Source organism: Paraburkholderia sp. CI2 (genome assembly GCF_014201055.1).
Lineage (GTDB): Bacteria > Pseudomonadota > Gammaproteobacteria > Burkholderiales > Burkholderiaceae > Paraburkholderia > Paraburkholderia tuberum.
This window is the reverse complement of sequence record NZ_JACHDL010000003.1, coordinates 297,016-313,116: the sequence shown is the minus strand read 5'-3', so window position 1 is coordinate 313,116 and position 16,101 is coordinate 297,016. Positions and strand designations below refer to the sequence as shown.

Annotated in this window: 16 protein-coding genes; 6 read left to right on the top strand and 10 right to left on the bottom strand. The window is 62.0% G+C overall.

What is annotated here, in order from left to right; translation table 11 throughout:
• Positions 1–8 precede the first annotated feature (8 nt).
• From HDG32_RS07030 to coxB, 5 genes are read right to left on the bottom strand one after another with little or no spacing between them, the layout of a single operon-like run.
• Positions 9–1,337, bottom strand: coding sequence for a cytochrome c (locus tag HDG32_RS07030; protein ID WP_184064818.1), 1,329 nt, complete (start codon positions 1,335–1,337; stop codon positions 9–11).
• On the bottom strand, positions 1,337–1,753 hold the full coding sequence (locus tag HDG32_RS07025) for a hypothetical protein (protein ID WP_184064815.1): 417 nt from the start codon (positions 1,751–1,753) through the stop codon (positions 1,337–1,339). The genes HDG32_RS07030 and HDG32_RS07025 overlap by 1 nt, the downstream gene beginning before the upstream one ends.
• On the bottom strand, positions 1,750–2,391 hold the full coding sequence (locus HDG32_RS07020; protein ID WP_090810416.1) for a cytochrome c oxidase subunit 3: 642 nt from the start codon (positions 2,389–2,391) through the stop codon (positions 1,750–1,752). Before HDG32_RS07020 ends, HDG32_RS07025 begins: the two co-directional genes overlap by 4 nt.
• Before the next feature lies 1 nt (position 2,392).
• Positions 2,393–4,390 carry a cytochrome c oxidase subunit I gene (ctaD, locus tag HDG32_RS07015; RefSeq protein ID WP_184064807.1) on the bottom strand — a complete coding sequence of 666 codons (1,998 nt, stop codon included), beginning with the start codon at positions 4,388–4,390 and terminating at the stop codon, positions 2,393–2,395.
• A 28-nt stretch (positions 4,391–4,418) separates the two neighbouring features.
• Positions 4,419–5,480 (bottom strand): cytochrome c oxidase subunit II, encoded by a 1,062-nt coding sequence (coxB, locus tag HDG32_RS07010; protein WP_409340007.1) that lies wholly within the window; start codon positions 5,478–5,480, stop codon positions 4,419–4,421.
• A 319-nt stretch (positions 5,481–5,799) separates the two neighbouring features.
• On the opposite strand from coxB, the gene HDG32_RS07005 reads away from it, so the two are divergent.
• The 3 genes from HDG32_RS07005 (at position 5,800) to HDG32_RS06995 (ending at position 7,160) form a co-directional block, all read left to right on the top strand.
• Complete coding sequence (locus HDG32_RS07005; RefSeq protein ID WP_184064804.1) at positions 5,800–6,273, top strand: DUF2778 domain-containing protein; 474 nt, start codon at positions 5,800–5,802, stop codon at positions 6,271–6,273.
• Entirely contained in the window at positions 6,270–6,545 is a 276-nt protein-coding gene (locus HDG32_RS07000) for a hypothetical protein (RefSeq protein WP_184064801.1), read from the top strand. Before HDG32_RS07005 ends, HDG32_RS07000 begins: the two co-directional genes overlap by 4 nt.
• Positions 6,546–6,686: 141 nt before the next feature.
• Positions 6,687–7,160 (top strand): DUF2778 domain-containing protein, encoded by a 474-nt coding sequence (locus HDG32_RS06995; protein ID WP_184064798.1) that lies wholly within the window; start codon positions 6,687–6,689, stop codon positions 7,158–7,160.
• 461 nt (positions 7,161–7,621) lie between these two features.
• Here the strand turns inward: HDG32_RS06995 and HDG32_RS06990 are convergent, their stop codons facing one another.
• On the bottom strand, positions 7,622–8,005 hold the full coding sequence (locus HDG32_RS06990) for a hypothetical protein (protein ID WP_184064794.1): 384 nt from the start codon (positions 8,003–8,005) through the stop codon (positions 7,622–7,624).
• Positions 8,006–8,008: 3 nt separating this feature from the next.
• Positions 8,009–9,181, bottom strand: coding sequence for a DUF6402 family protein (locus HDG32_RS06985; protein ID WP_311539615.1), 1,173 nt, complete (start codon positions 9,179–9,181; stop codon positions 8,009–8,011).
• A 226-nt stretch (positions 9,182–9,407) separates the two neighbouring features.
• Between HDG32_RS06985 and HDG32_RS06980 the strand changes: the two genes are divergently transcribed.
• Positions 9,408–11,870, top strand: coding sequence for a penicillin acylase family protein (locus HDG32_RS06980; RefSeq protein WP_184064791.1), 2,463 nt, complete (start codon positions 9,408–9,410; stop codon positions 11,868–11,870).
• Positions 11,871–11,913: 43 nt separating this feature from the next.
• On the opposite strand, the gene HDG32_RS06975 is transcribed toward HDG32_RS06980, so the two are convergent.
• On the bottom strand, positions 11,914–12,879 hold the full coding sequence (locus tag HDG32_RS06975) for a PDR/VanB family oxidoreductase (RefSeq protein ID WP_184064788.1): 966 nt from the start codon (positions 12,877–12,879) through the stop codon (positions 11,914–11,916).
• Positions 12,876–13,961 (bottom strand): aromatic ring-hydroxylating dioxygenase subunit alpha, encoded by a 1,086-nt coding sequence (locus tag HDG32_RS06970; protein ID WP_184064785.1) that lies wholly within the window; start codon positions 13,959–13,961, stop codon positions 12,876–12,878. The genes HDG32_RS06975 and HDG32_RS06970 overlap by 4 nt, the downstream gene beginning before the upstream one ends.
• 185 nt (positions 13,962–14,146) lie before the next feature.
• On the opposite strand from HDG32_RS06970, the gene HDG32_RS06965 reads away from it, so the two are divergent.
• The gene (locus HDG32_RS06965) at positions 14,147–14,647 is read left to right on the top strand and encodes a MarR family winged helix-turn-helix transcriptional regulator (RefSeq protein WP_090809135.1); all 501 of its coding nucleotides are present in this window, start codon (positions 14,147–14,149) and stop codon (positions 14,645–14,647) included.
• A 20-nt stretch (positions 14,648–14,667) separates the two neighbouring features.
• On the opposite strand, the gene HDG32_RS06960 is transcribed toward HDG32_RS06965, so the two are convergent.
• Positions 14,668–15,606 (bottom strand): NADP-dependent oxidoreductase, encoded by a 939-nt coding sequence (locus HDG32_RS06960; protein WP_184064782.1) that lies wholly within the window; start codon positions 15,604–15,606, stop codon positions 14,668–14,670.
• 204 nt (positions 15,607–15,810) lie between these two features.
• On the opposite strand from HDG32_RS06960, the gene HDG32_RS06955 reads away from it, so the two are divergent.
• Positions 15,811–16,044 (top strand): DUF2795 domain-containing protein, encoded by a 234-nt coding sequence (locus tag HDG32_RS06955; RefSeq protein WP_184064779.1) that lies wholly within the window; start codon positions 15,811–15,813, stop codon positions 16,042–16,044.
• Positions 16,045–16,101: the final 57 nt, after the last annotated feature.

Sequence of the window (16,101 nt, the reverse complement as noted above, 5' to 3'; positions counted from 1 at the left end):
GTTGGCATTTACTTGCGCAATGCGCCGCGCACGCTCGACACATCGTTTCGCGTGACCGGTCCGGCCATATTTCCCCATGTGGTCCGAACAAACGTGAGCACGCGGGCCATTTCGGTGTCCGTCAGCTTGCCGGCGAAAGACGGCATCTTGCGCGGCTCCGGTCCCGACTCGGTATGCGGACTGCCCCCGCCTTCGACCAGCAAGCGCACCAATGACGCGCTCGACGCCGACAACACCGCGGGGTTGCCCGCGAGGCGCGGATACTTGTTCGGCACCCCCGCCCCATCCATCTGATGACAGCGCGCGCAATACGATGCGTAAATGCCCGCGCCGGGTCTTTCCACATCCCCGGTTTTCAGCGCCCGTACGGTTTGCTGCGCGGCGGCGGAGCGGGCGTTGAAATAGCCGCTTGGCGCGCGCGGCGGCAGGCTCTTCAAATACGCGGCGATCGCCGCGAGATCGTCGTCGTTCAGGTACTGCGTGCTGTCTTCGACGACCTGAACCATGCTGCCGAACGGGATGAGTCCGCCGCCGTGGCCGTTTCGAAGGAACTCGACGATGTCGGTCGCGGAACTGCGGCCGAGCCCCGAGCCCGGGTCGGCGCTCAGGTTCGGCGCGAACCAGTGATCGTTGATGCCTCCCGTCAAATAGGCCGATGCCGACTCGTCATAGCCGCGCTCTTCGTACGCCGGTCCGCGCGGCGTGTGGCAGGCGCCGCAATGGCCGAGCGATTGCACCAGATACGCGCCGCGATTCCATTGCGCATCGCGTTTCGCATCGGCTTTGAACTGGCCTTTCGGCGCGAATGCCCAGTCCCAGAACATCAATACCCAGCGCTGATTGAATGGAAACGGCAAGCGCGTTTGCGGGGCAGGCGCCGCGACCGGTTGCACGCCGTGCATGAAGTACGCGTAGAGGGCATGCATGTCGTCATCGGTGATCTTCGCGAACGACGGGTACGGCATCGCCGGATAAAGCCGCTTGTTCCCGGGCGCGATGCCCTCGCGCACCGCGCGTGCGAAGTCGTCATAGCTATAGCGGCCGATGCCGTATTGCGGATCCGGCGTGATGTTCGACGTATAGATCGTGCCGAACGGCGAACCCATGCCGAGGCCGCCGGCAAACGGCGGTGTGGCCTCAGGCGCCGCGCCCGGATGCGGCACGCGCGGCGCGGCGGTGTGGCAACCGGCGCAATCGGCGGCTTTGGCGAGATATGCGCCGCGCGCGACCTGCGCGGCGTCGGTGGAGGCGCCGGCGGCGTTTGCGGTCGCTGCTATCGTCAGCGGGCATGCGGCCGCGATGGCGAACCTGACCGCGTTGAGAACGTCGCGCTTCATCACCACCACCTGCACGGCGACACGATCGCGACCGCGGCATCCGTTGCGATCAATGCGAACAGAAACAGCGTGCTGCACATCACCGCGACGTGCGTCAGAAACCAGTCGAGTTCGGCACGCGTGCGGCGCTCGCCGTTCAGCGCACCGAACTTCAGTGGCGCGACGCGGCGCAAATTGCGCCACGCGACCCACGTGCCGAACGCGCCCGCGATCAGACACACGGTGCCGAGCGCGACGAGCGCCGGACGCATCCACGACACGAGCGGCGCGCCGAGCGGATGGTTGTACGGATAGCAGGCCTGCGCCGCGAGCGCTTCCGCGAGCATCATCTGCAACAGCCACGCGAACGGCGCCGCGAGCAGACCGATCAGCACGTAGGGCATCGAGATGTGCGAGTCTCTGGGCGCTGTCGTCATGACCACTCCCGGAACAGATACGGCGTCAGATACAGCGTGCTGAAAATGAACAGCCAGACGACATCGACGAAGTGCCAATACAGCCCACCGACCGACAGCGCCGCGCAGCGTTTGTCGTCGAAATAGCCGAGCGCGGTCCAGATCGCCAGCAGCGTCAGCACGACGATCCCGACCAGTACGTGCGCCATGTGAAAGCCGGTAATCGTGAAGTACAGCGAACCATAGAGATGCGAGGTCAGCCCGTACGGGTGGTTGTGCCATTCGCGCAACTGAATGCCCAAGAAGATGCAGCCCAGCACGATGCCCACCGCCATCGACGCGACACCGAGCCGCAATCGCCGCCGACGCACGCAGCGCTCGCAGAACCAGACGAACACGCTGCTCGATAGCAGAATGACCGTATTGGCGCTGCCGAGCCCGAGCTTCGGCAATCCTTCCGGCGGCCAATGCTGCTGGCTTTGCGAGGCCAGATACAGATACGAGAAGATCAGATAGCCGAATAGCGCGCCTTCGGTCGTGATCAGCGTGAAGCAGCCCCACCAGCCGCTCGATCGCTCGCCCGCGCTGCCAACCGGCAACGCACGCGCGGTCTCGTCCGGTTCGCTCGACGAGCGATTGAGATCCAGTGCATCGCTCATGTCAGCCTCCCGCATCCTCGAGCGCGACCGGCTCGCGCTGGATCAGCGCGCGCTCGGGCCACAGCCACGTGATGATCGAGACCGCGCAGCCGGCCAGCATCGCCCCCACGAACACCCAGGCGGTCAACGCGAGCCCCGCGAACAGTAGCGCGGCAAAGACCGCGAGCCAGAACGGCGCGTACGAATCTTCGGGCATCTTCAGGATCACGTCGGGACTCGCCTCGAGCGCGGTCGTGCCCAACGCTTCGCGACCGTGCGCGAGCAGATAGCCTTCGTCGAGTTGCGAGCGTGTTTGAACCGCGTCGCCCGGCTCTTCGATCCGGCCTTCCCACAACGGATGCCGGCTCGCGAGCGTCGGCACCACCGCGAAGTTGTACGGCGGCGGCGGCGAGCTGATCGACCATTCGAGCGTCGGCGCGTCCCACGGATTGTTGCCGGCGACCTTTCCGCGCCTCAGGCTCACCGCGATATCGATCAGAAACAGCAGCACGCCGGCCGCAAACAGGAACGAACCGAGCGACGTGACGAGATTCACCGTGTTCCAGCCCATGTCGGCGGGATACGTGTACATGCGGCGCGGCATGCCGAGCAGTCCCGCGATATGCATCGGAAAGAACGCGACGTTGAAGCCGATGAAGAGCACCCAGAACGCGAGCTTGCCGAGACGCTCGCTCGTCATCCTGCCGGTGAATTTTGGAAACCAGAAGTAGATGCCGCCGATCACCGGAAATACGTTGATGCCAAGCAGCACGTAGTGCAGATGCGCGACGACGAAGTACGTGTCGGTGAGTTGCCAGTCGAACGGCACCGCGGCCGTCATCACGCCGGAGACGCCGCCGATCACGAACAGCAGCACGAAGCCCGCGAAAAACAGGAACGGCACGCGATACACGGGGCGACCGGTCCAGATCGTCGCGACCCAGGCGAACGTCGCGACCGCGCTCGGCACCGCGATGACCATGCTGGCCGAGCCGAAGAACGACAGCGCGAGCGCGGGGATACCGGTCGCGAACATATGGTGAATCCACACGGCAAAGCCGACCACCATCGTCGCGACCGTCGCCAACGCGACCGGCCCATAACCGACCAGCGGCCGGCGGCAAAAGACCGGCAACGCATCCGACACGATACCCATGGCCGGCAACACGACCACGTAGACCCACGGGTGCGCGAAAATCCAGAACAGGTGCTGCCAGAGCAGCGGCCGCCCGCTATTGAGCACGTCGAAGAAATGCGTGCCGATGCGGCGGTCCATCCACAGCATCAGAAACGCGAGGCTCACCGACGGCACCGCCAACAGATTGCCGGCCGACGCGGTCAGCGTGCCCCACACGAGCACCGGCACGCGATCGAGCGACATGCCCGGCGCGCGCATCCTCAGCAGCGTGACGACGAAGTTCATCGCGCCGACCGTCGTCGAAATGCCGAGCAGCACCATGCCCAGCGCGTACACGTCGATATTCGGGCCGTTGCTGTACTCGAGGCCGGACAGCGGCACGTAGTTGAACCAGCCGGCGTCGGGGGCCTGTCCCGTCGGAAAACTCGCATACAGGAAGATGCCGGCGAACAGGAACACCCAATACGACAGCGCGTTCAGGCGCGGAAAGGCCATGTCGCGCGCGCCGAGCACGAGCGGCCATAGATAGTTCGAGAAGCCGGACAGAACGGGCAGCGCGTATAGAAAGATCATCGTCAGTCCGTGCATCGTGAACAGCTGGTTATACTGTTCGGGCGTCAGCACCGTTGCGTTGGGGCGCGCCAGTTGAACGCGCATGATCAGCGCTTCGACGCCGCCCATCAGCAGAAAGATGAACGCGGTCACCAGGTAGCGCAAGCCGATGGTCTTGTGATCGACCGTCGAGAACCAGCCGCGCCAGCCGGGCCGCGACTCCCAGATTTCGCGCAGCCGCTTTTCCTGCTCGCTGCCGGGCTCGACACGGCCGCGCCGCGGCGTGCGGGTCAGCGCGGGTAGCGAAGCGGAAGCGGGATGATCGGACATTGAACGGGCTCCTCGAGTGCGATGCGCTTCAATGCAGCGTCGCGAGATACGCCGACAACGCGGCGGCCTCGCTGGTGGTCAGCGCGATACTGGGCATCAATGCATCGGGTTTGATCCGCTGGGCGTGCTCGATCCAGTCGAGCAGGTGGTCGGGCGTGTTGCTGAGCGCGCCTGCCGCGATCGTGCGACGCGAATCGAGATGGGTCAGATCGGGCGCCTGCACGCCAGTCGCCTTGGTGCCGCGAATCGTATGGCAACCCGCGCAGCGCTCCTCGAACAGATGCTGGCCGGCCGCGACGGCCGCGTCGCCCGTGGGCACGGTGGCCGCGCGTCCCTGCGCGTCGCGCCACGCGTTGAACGCCGCGGCGTCCTGCGCGATCACTTCGAACGCCATATGCGCGTGCTGCGCGCCGCAGAACTGCGAGCACTGCCCACGATAAATACCGGGACGGTCCGCCTGCAGCCACTGCTCGTTGGTTTGGCCTGGAATCGTCTGCGTCTTGCCTGCGAGTTGCGGTACCCAGAATGCGTGCACGACGTCCGCGCTTTTGAGCTCGATCTTCACCGGCTCACCGACCGGAATATGAATCTCGTTCGCCGTGCTGAAGTTGCGGGCGGGGTTCGGATCGTCGCGGTAATCGGCTTTCCACCACCAGTCGTAAGCGGTCACGGTGATCGTCAATTGCGGATACGACGCGGGCGACGCCACCGATTCGAGCGTGATCAATGCATAGACCAGCATCGCCAACAGCACGACCGACGACACCGCGGTACCGATGAACACCCAGCGGATGCCGCCGGGCTCGGCGCTCAGCGCATCCGGTTGCGCCGCGGGACGCTTGCGGACCATCGCGCCGATCAACAGGCCAGCGACGATCAGCGTGACCAGCGTCACGATCGCGGTGAAAACCCAGCCGAGGTACAGCGTCGGACGAGCCGCCGGGCCAGCCGCGTGCAGGAAGTAGTTCAGCGGCGCCACCGTGTTCGCGTGTGCGGAGTTGGCGAAACCGATAGCCAGCGCCGGTAACAACGTGACGCTGCCGCGCCTGACGCGCCGGCCTGACGTTCTGGATGCTTCCGCTGCTGCCACTGAGAACCCCGCTGACAGTGATGACCTTTCGACACGCGCCGTCCCCTGCGAACGAGGCGACGTCCGAGCACATCAGCAAAAATCAGGCCGCGTCTGCCGAGAGTGCGGGCGTGAGGTTCGCGCTGACTTGAACAGGTCAGCAGAAGGTTGCATTCGCTCGGTTATGCGAACGCGTAGACGAGCTGTTGCGTAGGCAGGAATTGTCGGTGCGGAAAATTTTTTAATATTGGCTTTCTCAATATAAATCGCCTTTAAAATGGCCGTTCGGCATCACTGAGCTATTTCTTATTTCACACTTGGCAGCCGATATGGAGGACTGATGCTTCAATGTTCACTCAAACTGAATAATAAACCGATGAGTGAATTTCGAATTGGCGCGCTAGCGTTTCCCGCCTACTCTGGGCAGGAAGGTTATATCAATAGGGCGGCTGGAATGTGCACGCCGAAGTATGGCGCCATTCCCGTCGGCAGGTATTATATTTTTGACCGAAGGTCCGGAGGCATTCTTGGGTCATGGAAAGATCAGCTTAACCTGAATGGCAATAACAAGAGCGAATGGTTCGCGCTCCACGCTATCGACGGCGATATTGATGACGATGAGCTCTTGTGCGACGGCATCGCTCGTGGCCGATTTCGATTGCATCCAAAGGGAAGATTGGGGAAGAGCGAGGGCTGCATAACTATCGATCAACTCGCGGACTGGCGTCATATCCGTTCAATACTTTCCGATACGCCGAAAGTCTCAATTCCCGGATCGAAACTTAAAGCGTACGGTGAAGTGACGGTGAGATGAAAAAGCTCCTAATCTGCCTCGCGGTCGGTTTCGGCTTACTGCTCGCAATCTTTGCCAATGCGCTGTGGTGGATGATGAATCCCGAAGCGCCCTTGAACTTTTCGAATCCGATATGGAAATGGGCGGTTCGTATGTATGGGGTCACGACGGCATATCAAAAATCCGACCTGGCCTTTCTCATGTCGTCGGCCGCAATCGTGCTAGGGTTCGCCGCAGCTGTGCTGGTTTTCCGGCGGAGCAGGAAGCGTGGTCAGCGAAAGCTTGACGACTAGCCCTCTCACGGTGGAAATAATCGCTGTTGGCGCGGAAATTTTTTAATAGTGGTTTTCTCAAAACAAATCGCCTTTAAAATGGCCGCACGGCATCACCGAACTATTTCTTATTTCACTCTTTCCAGTCGATATGGAGGACTGATGCTTCAATGCTCATTCAAACTGAATAATAAACCGATGAGCGAATTTCGGATTGGTGCACTATCGTTTTCTGCTTACTCTGGGCAGCAAGGTTATATCAATAAGGTGGCTCTAACGTGCACGCCGGTCTTCGGCGCCATACCGGTCGGCAGATACTATATCTTTGATCGAAGATCGGGCGGGAAGCTCGGCCCGTGGAAAGATGCGCTCAACCTGAACGGCAATAACAAGAGCGAATGGTTTGCGCTCCATGCAATCGACGGGGATATCGACGATGACTCGGTCCTTTGCGATAACATCGTTCGCGGCCAGTTTCGTTTGCATCCAAAGGGGAGATTCGGCAGGAGCGAGGGGTGCATAACGATCGACCAGCAAAGTGATTGGCAGCGTATCCGCTCGATACTCACCGATACACCGAAAGTATCAGTACCCGGGTCTGAACTTAAAGCGTACGGCGTAGTGACGGTGGCATGAAAACAATCCTGCTCTGTCTAGCTGTCGGCATAGCTTTCGTGCTCGCAATCTCTGCTAATGCAGTCTGGTGGATTTGGCATCCAGATACGCCCTTGAACTTTTCGAACCCGATATGGAAATGGGCGGTTCGTATGTATGGGGTCAAGACGGCGTATCAAGAATCCGACTTGGCCTTCCTCATGTCGTCGGCCGCAATCGTGCTAGGGTTCGCCGCAGCTGTGCTGGTTTTCCGGCGGAGCAGGAAGCGTGGTCAGCGAAAGCTTGACGACTAGCCCTCTCCCGGTGGAAATAATCGCTGTCTCAGCACCAAAACCTGCGCGTGAAGCTCGCCGCCCAGCGGGTTTCGCGCGGCTAGCTCCGCTCGCACGTCCGGTCGCCTAGCCTTGAAAATCGTGTCATGCCATTGCCGACGCCCAGGGCTTTCGGCAAGGCTTCTTGCACTCGTGGACCGAGAACATTTTTCAAGGCAGTTTTGCCTTGGCACGGTCCCACCATGAAGGCGGTAGCTCGATTTCTCCGTCGTCGCCTTCCGCCGAGGTGTCGTATATCAGAGAGTCCTCTGTCCAGAACAGGCGGATTCGCTCTGGATATCGATAAACTCGCGCGGCGAGCAATTCCGCCGTAGTTGCGCGGTACAGCCTCACGGCGATCCGGTCACGGGGCAGATATGCATACCGCGCGATGTATTTCCCGTCATCTGATTTCTCATCGTGAAATGTGGCTCCTTTCATTTGCGTGACCGCGGAACGATACTGGACCGCCCCGAGCGCGATAATCGCACTCATCGTTACGATGAACACCCTGGCGAGAACCGATCGCAACGCCTTGCTCTTGAAGACATTCATTGATCAAAAATGCACGACGATCGGCCGCTGGAGACAAATTGTATTGAAATCAGAGTAGACGATGAAATCACCTCCGCGATTGTGCTTCCGTTGCCACTGTCTGAAATCCCTGTTTCTGATCGGATAATAGACCTTACCCGGATCCGACAACGCCTGTGTTGGGCCAATCACGACAGGAAAATCTATCCAAGGTGAACCCGCCAGATTCGCCAGTTCGGTGGCGGCCGAAATTGCCACGCCTCGCCTGCTCCAATGTCCCAAGTATTGCGACGTGGTGTCCAACTCGCCCTGAAAGGAGTAGCTATCCTTCACATAAACGACGATTTTCTCGACCACGCCGATTCTTTTCTGAAAGTCGTATTCGATCTCCGAAATAGCTGCGTTGATCACGAAGGAACCGAGCGCTGCTGTCAGACCATCGGGTGCATGAGCAGTCGATTGGCGCAAGGCCGTTTTTGCTTTTTGCTCGAAAGTGCCATCTACGGTCACATACTGAAACTGGAAATCTTTGTGCAGTATCCGAATATCATGGCGACAGATACCCCACGCGCTCAGATACATACGACCGAATGACATGTAACGCGCAACTATTTGCCGAACTGCGCTAGCCGCCTTTGAACTGTAAATCCTCTCGTTGACAAGATCTTCGTACTGCTCTCTGGCGCGTCTGAATCCAAGGACCCATTTCATTTTGATTATGCCGTGGTCATACATGCTGTCTGGATACGGCTTGCCGTCCTGGTTGATCTCGTATTTCTGATCGTCCTCAGACCTCGAATAGTTGAGTTCTCCTGCGAACCATCGGTCCATCAGTTTTGCACCGACCGGCATCATCTCTTTGCGCATCGCGGCCGGGATGTCCTGGATGTCAAACGGAGGCACGGTCGTTTCACGCTCCGTCAGTCGAGGCGGTTTAGGCGGCTGCGGTACTTCGGGCTTGCTCAACTGGGTCTTAGAACGGGACAAGGCCTGCGCATTTTTGCCGTTGTCATCCGGCAGATTTCCCCGCTGAGCAGGCGCCGGCGGCCTGGACTTCGGTTCGGCTTGTTCTACATGTGCTTTCAGCGGATTTAGCTGCGCTGGCGGAGGCTTGTCCAACGACATACCGACACCGCGCACGGCGCGCGCGTCGTCCTGCTTGGTCCAGCGCCACAACAGTTTGTTGATCTTGTACACAGAAATTTCGTTAGGCACGCTATAGCTTCTCGCTCTAGATTTAACGTTCGTGAACTACTAATGACCGGAATGCGAGTCCACTGCCTTCTAGCCACCTGACATTAATAGCTAACTGACAGTTCGAAAGAAATCAGAGCACGCCCAAATGGGGCGTCCAGTCACAATCTTTCTTGACGCCGAGCGACACGCCCGTCACCGCTCAACGTTCGCCCAACCACAAAAGGCCATGCGTTCGAACGTCTCTCTGCTCCGCCGTCTCGCCGCCCTGCTGATCGCCCTGCCCGTCGCCGCCGCTCTGCCAAGCTGCGCGAGTCTCGATGCGGACAACGTCGCGCACACCGGCCCGTATCGCGCCGACATCCGCCGCACCGCGCTCGGCATTCCGCACATCAACGCCGACAACTGGGGCAGCCTCGGCTACGGATACGGCTACGCGCAGGCGCAAGACAATCTGTGCACGATGGCCGAAAGCTTCGTCACCTATCGCGGCGAACGCTCGCGCTTCTTCGGCGCCGACGCGCGGCCCACGCTCGGCGCGACGTTCGGCCAGCCCAACAATCTCAATTCGGATTTCTTCTTCCGTTTCATCGTCGACGATGCGACCGTCGCGCGTTACCGCAAAAGCCAGACCGACGACATGCGCGCGTTGATCGACGGCTTCGTCGCCGGCTATAACCGCTACCTCGCCGATCTCGCGCACGGGGATTTCCCGGGCGCGCATGCGGCCTGCCGCGCGGCGCCGTGGCTCGGCAAGATCAGCAACGCGGACTTGTACCGGCGTCAGATCGCGGCGAATCTGGCCGGTGGCGAGGCGCGCTTCATCAACGCGATCGCGACCGCGCAACCGCCCCAGCCGATGCCGGTGCCGGTGCCGCCGCAAAGCGCGTTGCACGACGATGCCCCCGTCGACCCACCGCTCGCGGAATTCGGCGGCCATGCGGGCATCGGCAGCAACGCTCTCGCGTTCGGCGCGGACGCGACGCACACCGGCAGCGCGCTGCTGCTCGGCAATCCGCACTGGTTCTGGACCGGCCCCGATCGCTTCTACCAGGCTCAACTCACTATTCCTGGCAAGCTGAACGTCAGCGGCGTGTCGTTTCTCGGCGTACCGCTGATCATGATCGGCTTCAACGACAACGTCGCCTGGACCCATACCGTCTCCACCGCGAAGCGCTTCGGCCTCTTCAAGCTGACGCTCGAACCTGGCGCGCCAACCCGGTATCAGGTCGACGGCAACAGCGAAGCGATGACGCCGACGCGCGTGAACGTCGAGGTACGCGCCGCCGACGGTTCGCTGCATACCGTGTCGCGCACGCTGTATCGTTCGCGCTTCGGAGCGCTGGTCAATCTCGGCACGATGTCGCCCGCGCTCGCGTGGAATGCGCAGCAGGCGTTCGCGCTGCGCGATATCAATACCGACAACTTCCGCGTGTTCGAAAACTTCCGCGCATGGAATCAGGCGGCCTCGCTCGACGATTTCATCGCCATCCAGAAGAAGAACGCGGCGGTGCCATGGGTCAACACGCTCGCGATCGGCCGTGACGATCCGCGCGTCTGGTACGCCGATATCGGCGCGACCCCGGACGTGCCCGACGAACTCACGCAGCGTTGCACGCCGCCGGTCGGCCGGGCACTGGCGCGGATCATGCCCGGCGTGCCGGTCCTCGACGGTTCGCGCAGCGACTGCGACTGGCGCGACGAGCCCGGCGCGGTACAGCATCATGCGTTGCCGGTCGCGCAGATGCCGTCGCTGCTTCGGCGCGACTATGTCGGCAATTTCAACGACAGTTACTGGCTCAGCAACCCGGCCGAACCGATGACCGGCTATGCGAAGATCATCGGTGCGACCGCGACGCCGCAGACGCTGCGCACGCGACTGGGCCATACGATCGCGGCGCAATTGCAGAGCGATCCGCATGGCGTTTCCGCCGATACACTCGGCCACGCTGCGCTCGACAGCCGCTCGATGTCGGCGTTGCTGTTCAAGCAACCCGTGCTCGACCGTCTGTGCGGCAGCGACGCGCTCGCGGCCCTGCCGGCCGGCCCGAACGCCGACCCGCAGCGCGCGGCGTGCAAGGTACTCGCCGCATGGGACGATACGGCCGCGGCCGACGCAGTGGGGGCAACCTTGTGGGACGAACTGTGGCGACGTCTGCTGACGATACCGCCCGCGCAGCTATACGCGGTACCGTTCGAACCCTCGAAGCCGTTGACCACACCCGCGGGCATCGCCGCCGATCCGGCGCAGCTCGCCGCCGCGCTGCATGACGCGCTCGCGGCACTGCAACGCGCCGGCATCGCGATCGATGCACCGCGCAGCGCGGCGCTCTACGTGCAACGCAACGACGAGCGCATTGCGCTATTCGGGGGTTGCGACGCGGGCGGCTATTTCACCTCGGCGTGTGCCGCGCATCCCTTCGATGCGAGCGGCTATTCGATGAACGTCAAGCCAATGGGCGACACCTATCTGCAGATAGTGTCGTTCGCCGGCGCTCAGGTGATCGCGCGCACGCTGCTCGCACCGTCAGAATCGGATGACCCGGCGTCGCCGCACTATGCCGACGGGACGCGCGATTACGCGGCCCAACGCTGGACGTTTATTCCGTTCTCCGAAGAAGCGATTGCGCACGATCCGGCGTTGAGTGTGCGCACGGTAAGTTCGTCGGATTCTGAGGGAAAAGCGCAATAAATAAGCGGGACGACGGGCAACAGGCCCGTCGTCCCGCAGAAAATCACAGATCGAGCACCAGCAGCGGCGATTTCGCGCGCGAGCAGCACGGCAGGAACTGGTCGTTTGCCGCGCGTTCCTCGTCGGTCAGATACGAATCCAGATGATCCGGCTCGCCGGACAGCACCCGCGTCAAACAGGTACCGCACACGCCCTGCTCGCACGACGTGATCACTTCGACGCCATGCGCGGCCAGCGCCTGCACGACCGTGCATTCGGGCGGCACGTCGATCGTCGCGCCGCTGCTCGCGATGCGCACCTGGAAGCTGCCGCCCGTCGCCGCCTGATTCGCGGCCGCGCCGAAGAACTCGTAGTGCAGCCTGTTTTCCGGCCAGCCCTTCGCACGCGCGGTCTCGAGCACGAAGTCCATGAAGCCGCGCGGACCGCAGACATACAGGTGGGTGCCGGCCGGCGCATCGCTGAGCGTCTGCTCGATATCGAACGTCGAGCCGCCCGGATGGTCATCGTGATGAAGCTGGACCGACTTCGCGAAGCCAGCTTGTGCAAGACGCTCGACGAACGCCGTGCGTTCCTTCGAGCGCGTGCAGTAGTGCATGTCGAACGAAGCGCCCGTGGCGGCAAGCCGCTCGGCCATGCAAAGAATCGGCGTGACGCCGATCCCGCCCGCGAGCAGCAGATGATGAGCCGCATCGTCAGCGAGCGCGAAATGATTGCGCGGCGCGCTGATCTGCAGGCGATCGCCTTCGCGGACCAGATCGTGCACCGCTTTCGATCCGCCGCGTCCCCCTTCGTCGCGCAGCACCGCGATCAGATAGCGATGCGTTTCGCGCGGATCGTTGCACAACGAGTACTGACGCACGAGCCCGTTCGGCAAATGCACGTCGACGTGCGAGCCGGCGTCGAAGGCCGGCAACGCCTGAGCGTTTTCGCTCGCGAGTTCGAAGCTCGCGATACCGAGCGCTTCGTCGCGCCGGCGCGCGACCACCACATTCAGCACGGGATGATTCATGTCGCCGTCCGCACGGGAATGACGCGCGTCACTTCAGCCTGCGGCGCGCCCGTCTCCGCGCGTTCCTGCGCGACGAGCCGATCGATCACGCGGCGCGACATCACGCCGCCCGCATCGATATTGAGCTTCAGCAGATTGCGCTCGGGCCAGCGCAACAGGTTCTGCTGCTGACGTTCGAGCATCTCCAGATCTTCACTGAAGATCTTGCCCTGCCCTTCGCGGATGCTCGCGGTCAGCGCCGCATCGTCGGGACGGAAACTGCGCGCCATGCCCCAGAAATACCAGATCGACGTTTCCGTTTCCGGCGTGATGAAATCCACCACGATCGACGACGCTTTCTGGTCGGCCGGCGCGTGATAGCCACCATGCCCGGCATGCGCGACGCCTACCTCGATCAGCACGTGACTCGGCGGCGTGAAGTGGCAGATCTGCCAACGGTCGACGGGCACGTCGTCGGCGAGACCATTGCCGCGCAACGCCATCTTCCAGAACGGCGGCGCCGCGACGTTTTCCATGAAACGGCTCGTGCGCACGGTATCGCCTTCGGCCACGGTTTTGGGCGCGGCTTCGTCGATTTCCTTTTGCCCGATGCTGTTGGCGTGCACATAGGTCTCGTGCGTCAGATCCATCAGGTTGTCGATCATTAGCCGGTAGTCGCAGCGGATGTGATAAAGACCGCCGCCGTACGCCCATTCGGCACTCTCGGCCCACTCCAGATGATGCAGCCTGGCGGCATCGGCCTGCGCCGCATCGCCGGGCCACACCCAGACGAAGCCATAGCGCTCGATCACTGGATAGCTGCGAATCGCTGGAAAGCCGTTGACGCGTTGCCCCGGCATGCCGGTCGCCTTGCCCTGACAGCCCATTTCGAGGCCGTGATAGCCGCACACGAGCGTGCCATCGCGCACGAAACCGAGCGACAGCGGCGCGCCGCGATGCGGACAGAAGTCTTCGAGCGCCACCACGGCGCCTTGCGCGTTGCGATAGAAAACCATCGGCTCGCCGCAGATCTGCCGGCCGAACGGCTTATCCGCGACTTCATCGGGCATACATGCGACGTACCACGCATTCTTGGGAAACATGTCAGTCTCACTCCCTGGATTATTCATGGATTGCATTCAGCCTACTCATTGAGATTCAGTGTACTCAATGCGTCTTTAATGATTAAATGAAGGTTTTCCTTTAGACGAACTTTCAATCAGGTAACACGAACGCCGGTTCGCCATTTCCATTCGCAACGAAAAGGCGCGAGATCTTCAGAACTAATATGGTCACTTCAACCGATACCAGCACTTCCGCGATCAGCATCGATCTGTACGACCAGCCCGGCCATTTGATCCGACGCGCGCATCAGATTTCGGTGTCCATGTTTCATGATCTGATCGGACGCGAGGTGACGCCCGTTCAGTATGCGGTGCTCAGAATGCTGCAGGAATTGCCCGGACTCGATCAGGTCACGCTCGCGCAGCGAGTCGGCCTCGACACGTCGACCACCGCCGATATCGCGGTACGGCTCGAAGCGAAAGGCTGGATCGTGCGCGAAGTTCTGCCGCGCCGCCAGCGTCGTCTATTGCTGACGCCGGCTGGAGAGCAGTTGCTCGATGAATTGATCCCCGGCGTCAACGCGCTCAATCACGGCCTGCTCGACGGGATGGGAGACGAGGATGCGCGAGAGCTATTGAGACTGTTGAGAAAGTTCGTGCATCTGAATAACGATCAGAGCCGCGCGCCGCTGCGCAGCGCGAGCGACGACGCGAATCCGAACTAGCAGACAGCGCGCTCTCCGTACTACGACGCCACCTCCACCACGATCTTGCCGCGCACGTGGCCTTTCGCGAGCCGTTCCAGCGCCTTGGCCGTCGCATCGAACGCAAACCGTTCGGCGACCACGACACGCACGCTGCCCTTGTCGAGCAACGACGCGATCTCCGTCAATTGCCGGCCGTCGGGTCGCGCGGTATAACGCGTGGCCCGTGCGCCATGGCTCGACGCCTCGGCCTGCGACGGCTCGTTGAGCGTCGAGATCAGCGCGCCACCGGTCGCGACGGCCGACCACGAGCGGCGCTGCGTATCGCCGCCGATCAGATCGAACACGAGGTCGATGTCGCGCGCGACGTCTTCGAAGCGCTGCGCGTGATAGTCGATCACGCGATCCGCACCGAGCGAGCGCACGAACTCGATGCCGTCGCCGGACGCCGTAGCGTACACTTGCGCGCCCTTCTGCCTGGCGAACTGCACGGCGAAATGTCCAACGCCGCCCGCGCCCGCATGAATCAGCACGCGGCCGCCGGCTTCGAGGCAGCCGTGATCGAACAGGCCCTGCCATGCGGTCAACGCGGCGAGCGGCACGGCGCCCGCGGACCCCACATCCAGTTTTTCCGGCGCATGCGCTAGCGCGCTCGCGGGCACGACGACGTATTCCGCGTACGCACCCTGTCCCTGGCCAACGAAGCCATACACCTGCTCGCCCGCGCGCCATTGCCCGACGCCCTCGCCGACCCGTTCGACCACTCCGGAAAAATCGCGCCCCAGCGTATAGGGCAGCTTCTCTTCACGAATCAACGGGTACTGGCCCGAGCGCGTCTTCAGGTCCACCGGATTGGCGCTGGCCGCGCGCACGCGCACCAGCACCTGGCCGGCGCCAGGCTCGGGGATCTCGATCTTCTCGGCCTTGAACACCTCGGGACCGCCGAAGCGGTGAATGCGATATGCGAGCATTGTGCTCATGATGGCCTTCTCCTTGAAAGGTCCTGTGTCAGCGGCGCTATTTTGCCGGCTGCACGCAAGCCGCGTTCCTCATCGCGGGGTTCTTTTTCATCCGCACGACGTGCGCCGCTGGAAAACGCAACCCGAGCCCGCGCGCCGAGGCACGAGATATGCGGCACGTAGCAGTAGGCGCGCAGTCGTGATGTACTCATTCAAGGAGGAACCATGTCACAGCACCCCGCCCATTCCCAGGATCACCGCCACCCCGGTCAGCCGAATCCCGCTGACGTCGAAAAAGCACTCAGTGGTGTGAATTACCCGACCACACGCGAAAAGCTGGTCGCACAGGTGCGCAAAAATCACGCGAATACCGACATCGTCGATCTGGTCGACCGTCTGCCCGATCACAATTTCGACAGCCCGGCCGCGGTGGCGAAGCAAATCGCGCGTATTCAATGACGCTGCGATCCGTCGAGTCGGAGCCGGACTCCGAACCCCATTCCGCCGGACCCGACG

Excerpts from the sequence above, each read along its gene's own strand:
- HDG32_RS07030 (WP_184064818.1), bottom strand. The coding sequence starts at position 1,337 with ATGAAGCGCGACGTTCTCAACGCGGTCAGGTTCGCCATCGCGGCCGCA.
- HDG32_RS07025 (WP_184064815.1), bottom strand. The coding sequence starts at position 1,753 with ATGACGACAGCGCCCAGAGACTCGCACATCTCGATGCCCTACGTGCTG.
- HDG32_RS07020 (WP_090810416.1), bottom strand. The coding sequence starts at position 2,391 with ATGAGCGATGCACTGGATCTCAATCGCTCGTCGAGCGAACCGGACGAG.
- ctaD (WP_184064807.1), bottom strand. The coding sequence starts at position 4,390 with ATGTCCGATCATCCCGCTTCCGCTTCGCTACCCGCGCTGACCCGCACG.
- HDG32_RS07005 (WP_184064804.1), top strand. The coding sequence starts at position 5,800 with ATGCTTCAATGTTCACTCAAACTGAATAATAAACCGATGAGTGAATTT.
- HDG32_RS07000 (WP_184064801.1), top strand. The coding sequence starts at position 6,270 with ATGAAAAAGCTCCTAATCTGCCTCGCGGTCGGTTTCGGCTTACTGCTC.
- HDG32_RS06995 (WP_184064798.1), top strand. The coding sequence starts at position 6,687 with ATGCTTCAATGCTCATTCAAACTGAATAATAAACCGATGAGCGAATTT.
- HDG32_RS06990 (WP_184064794.1), bottom strand. The coding sequence starts at position 8,005 with ATGAATGTCTTCAAGAGCAAGGCGTTGCGATCGGTTCTCGCCAGGGTG.
- HDG32_RS06980 (WP_184064791.1), top strand. The coding sequence starts at position 9,408 with ATGCGTTCGAACGTCTCTCTGCTCCGCCGTCTCGCCGCCCTGCTGATC.
- HDG32_RS06975 (WP_184064788.1), bottom strand. The coding sequence starts at position 12,879 with ATGAATCATCCCGTGCTGAATGTGGTGGTCGCGCGCCGGCGCGACGAA.
- HDG32_RS06970 (WP_184064785.1), bottom strand. The coding sequence starts at position 13,961 with ATGTTTCCCAAGAATGCGTGGTACGTCGCATGTATGCCCGATGAAGTC.
- HDG32_RS06965 (WP_090809135.1), top strand. The coding sequence starts at position 14,147 with ATGGTCACTTCAACCGATACCAGCACTTCCGCGATCAGCATCGATCTG.
- HDG32_RS06960 (WP_184064782.1), bottom strand. The coding sequence starts at position 15,606 with ATGAGCACAATGCTCGCATATCGCATTCACCGCTTCGGCGGTCCCGAG.
- HDG32_RS06955 (WP_184064779.1), top strand. The coding sequence starts at position 15,811 with ATGTCACAGCACCCCGCCCATTCCCAGGATCACCGCCACCCCGGTCAG.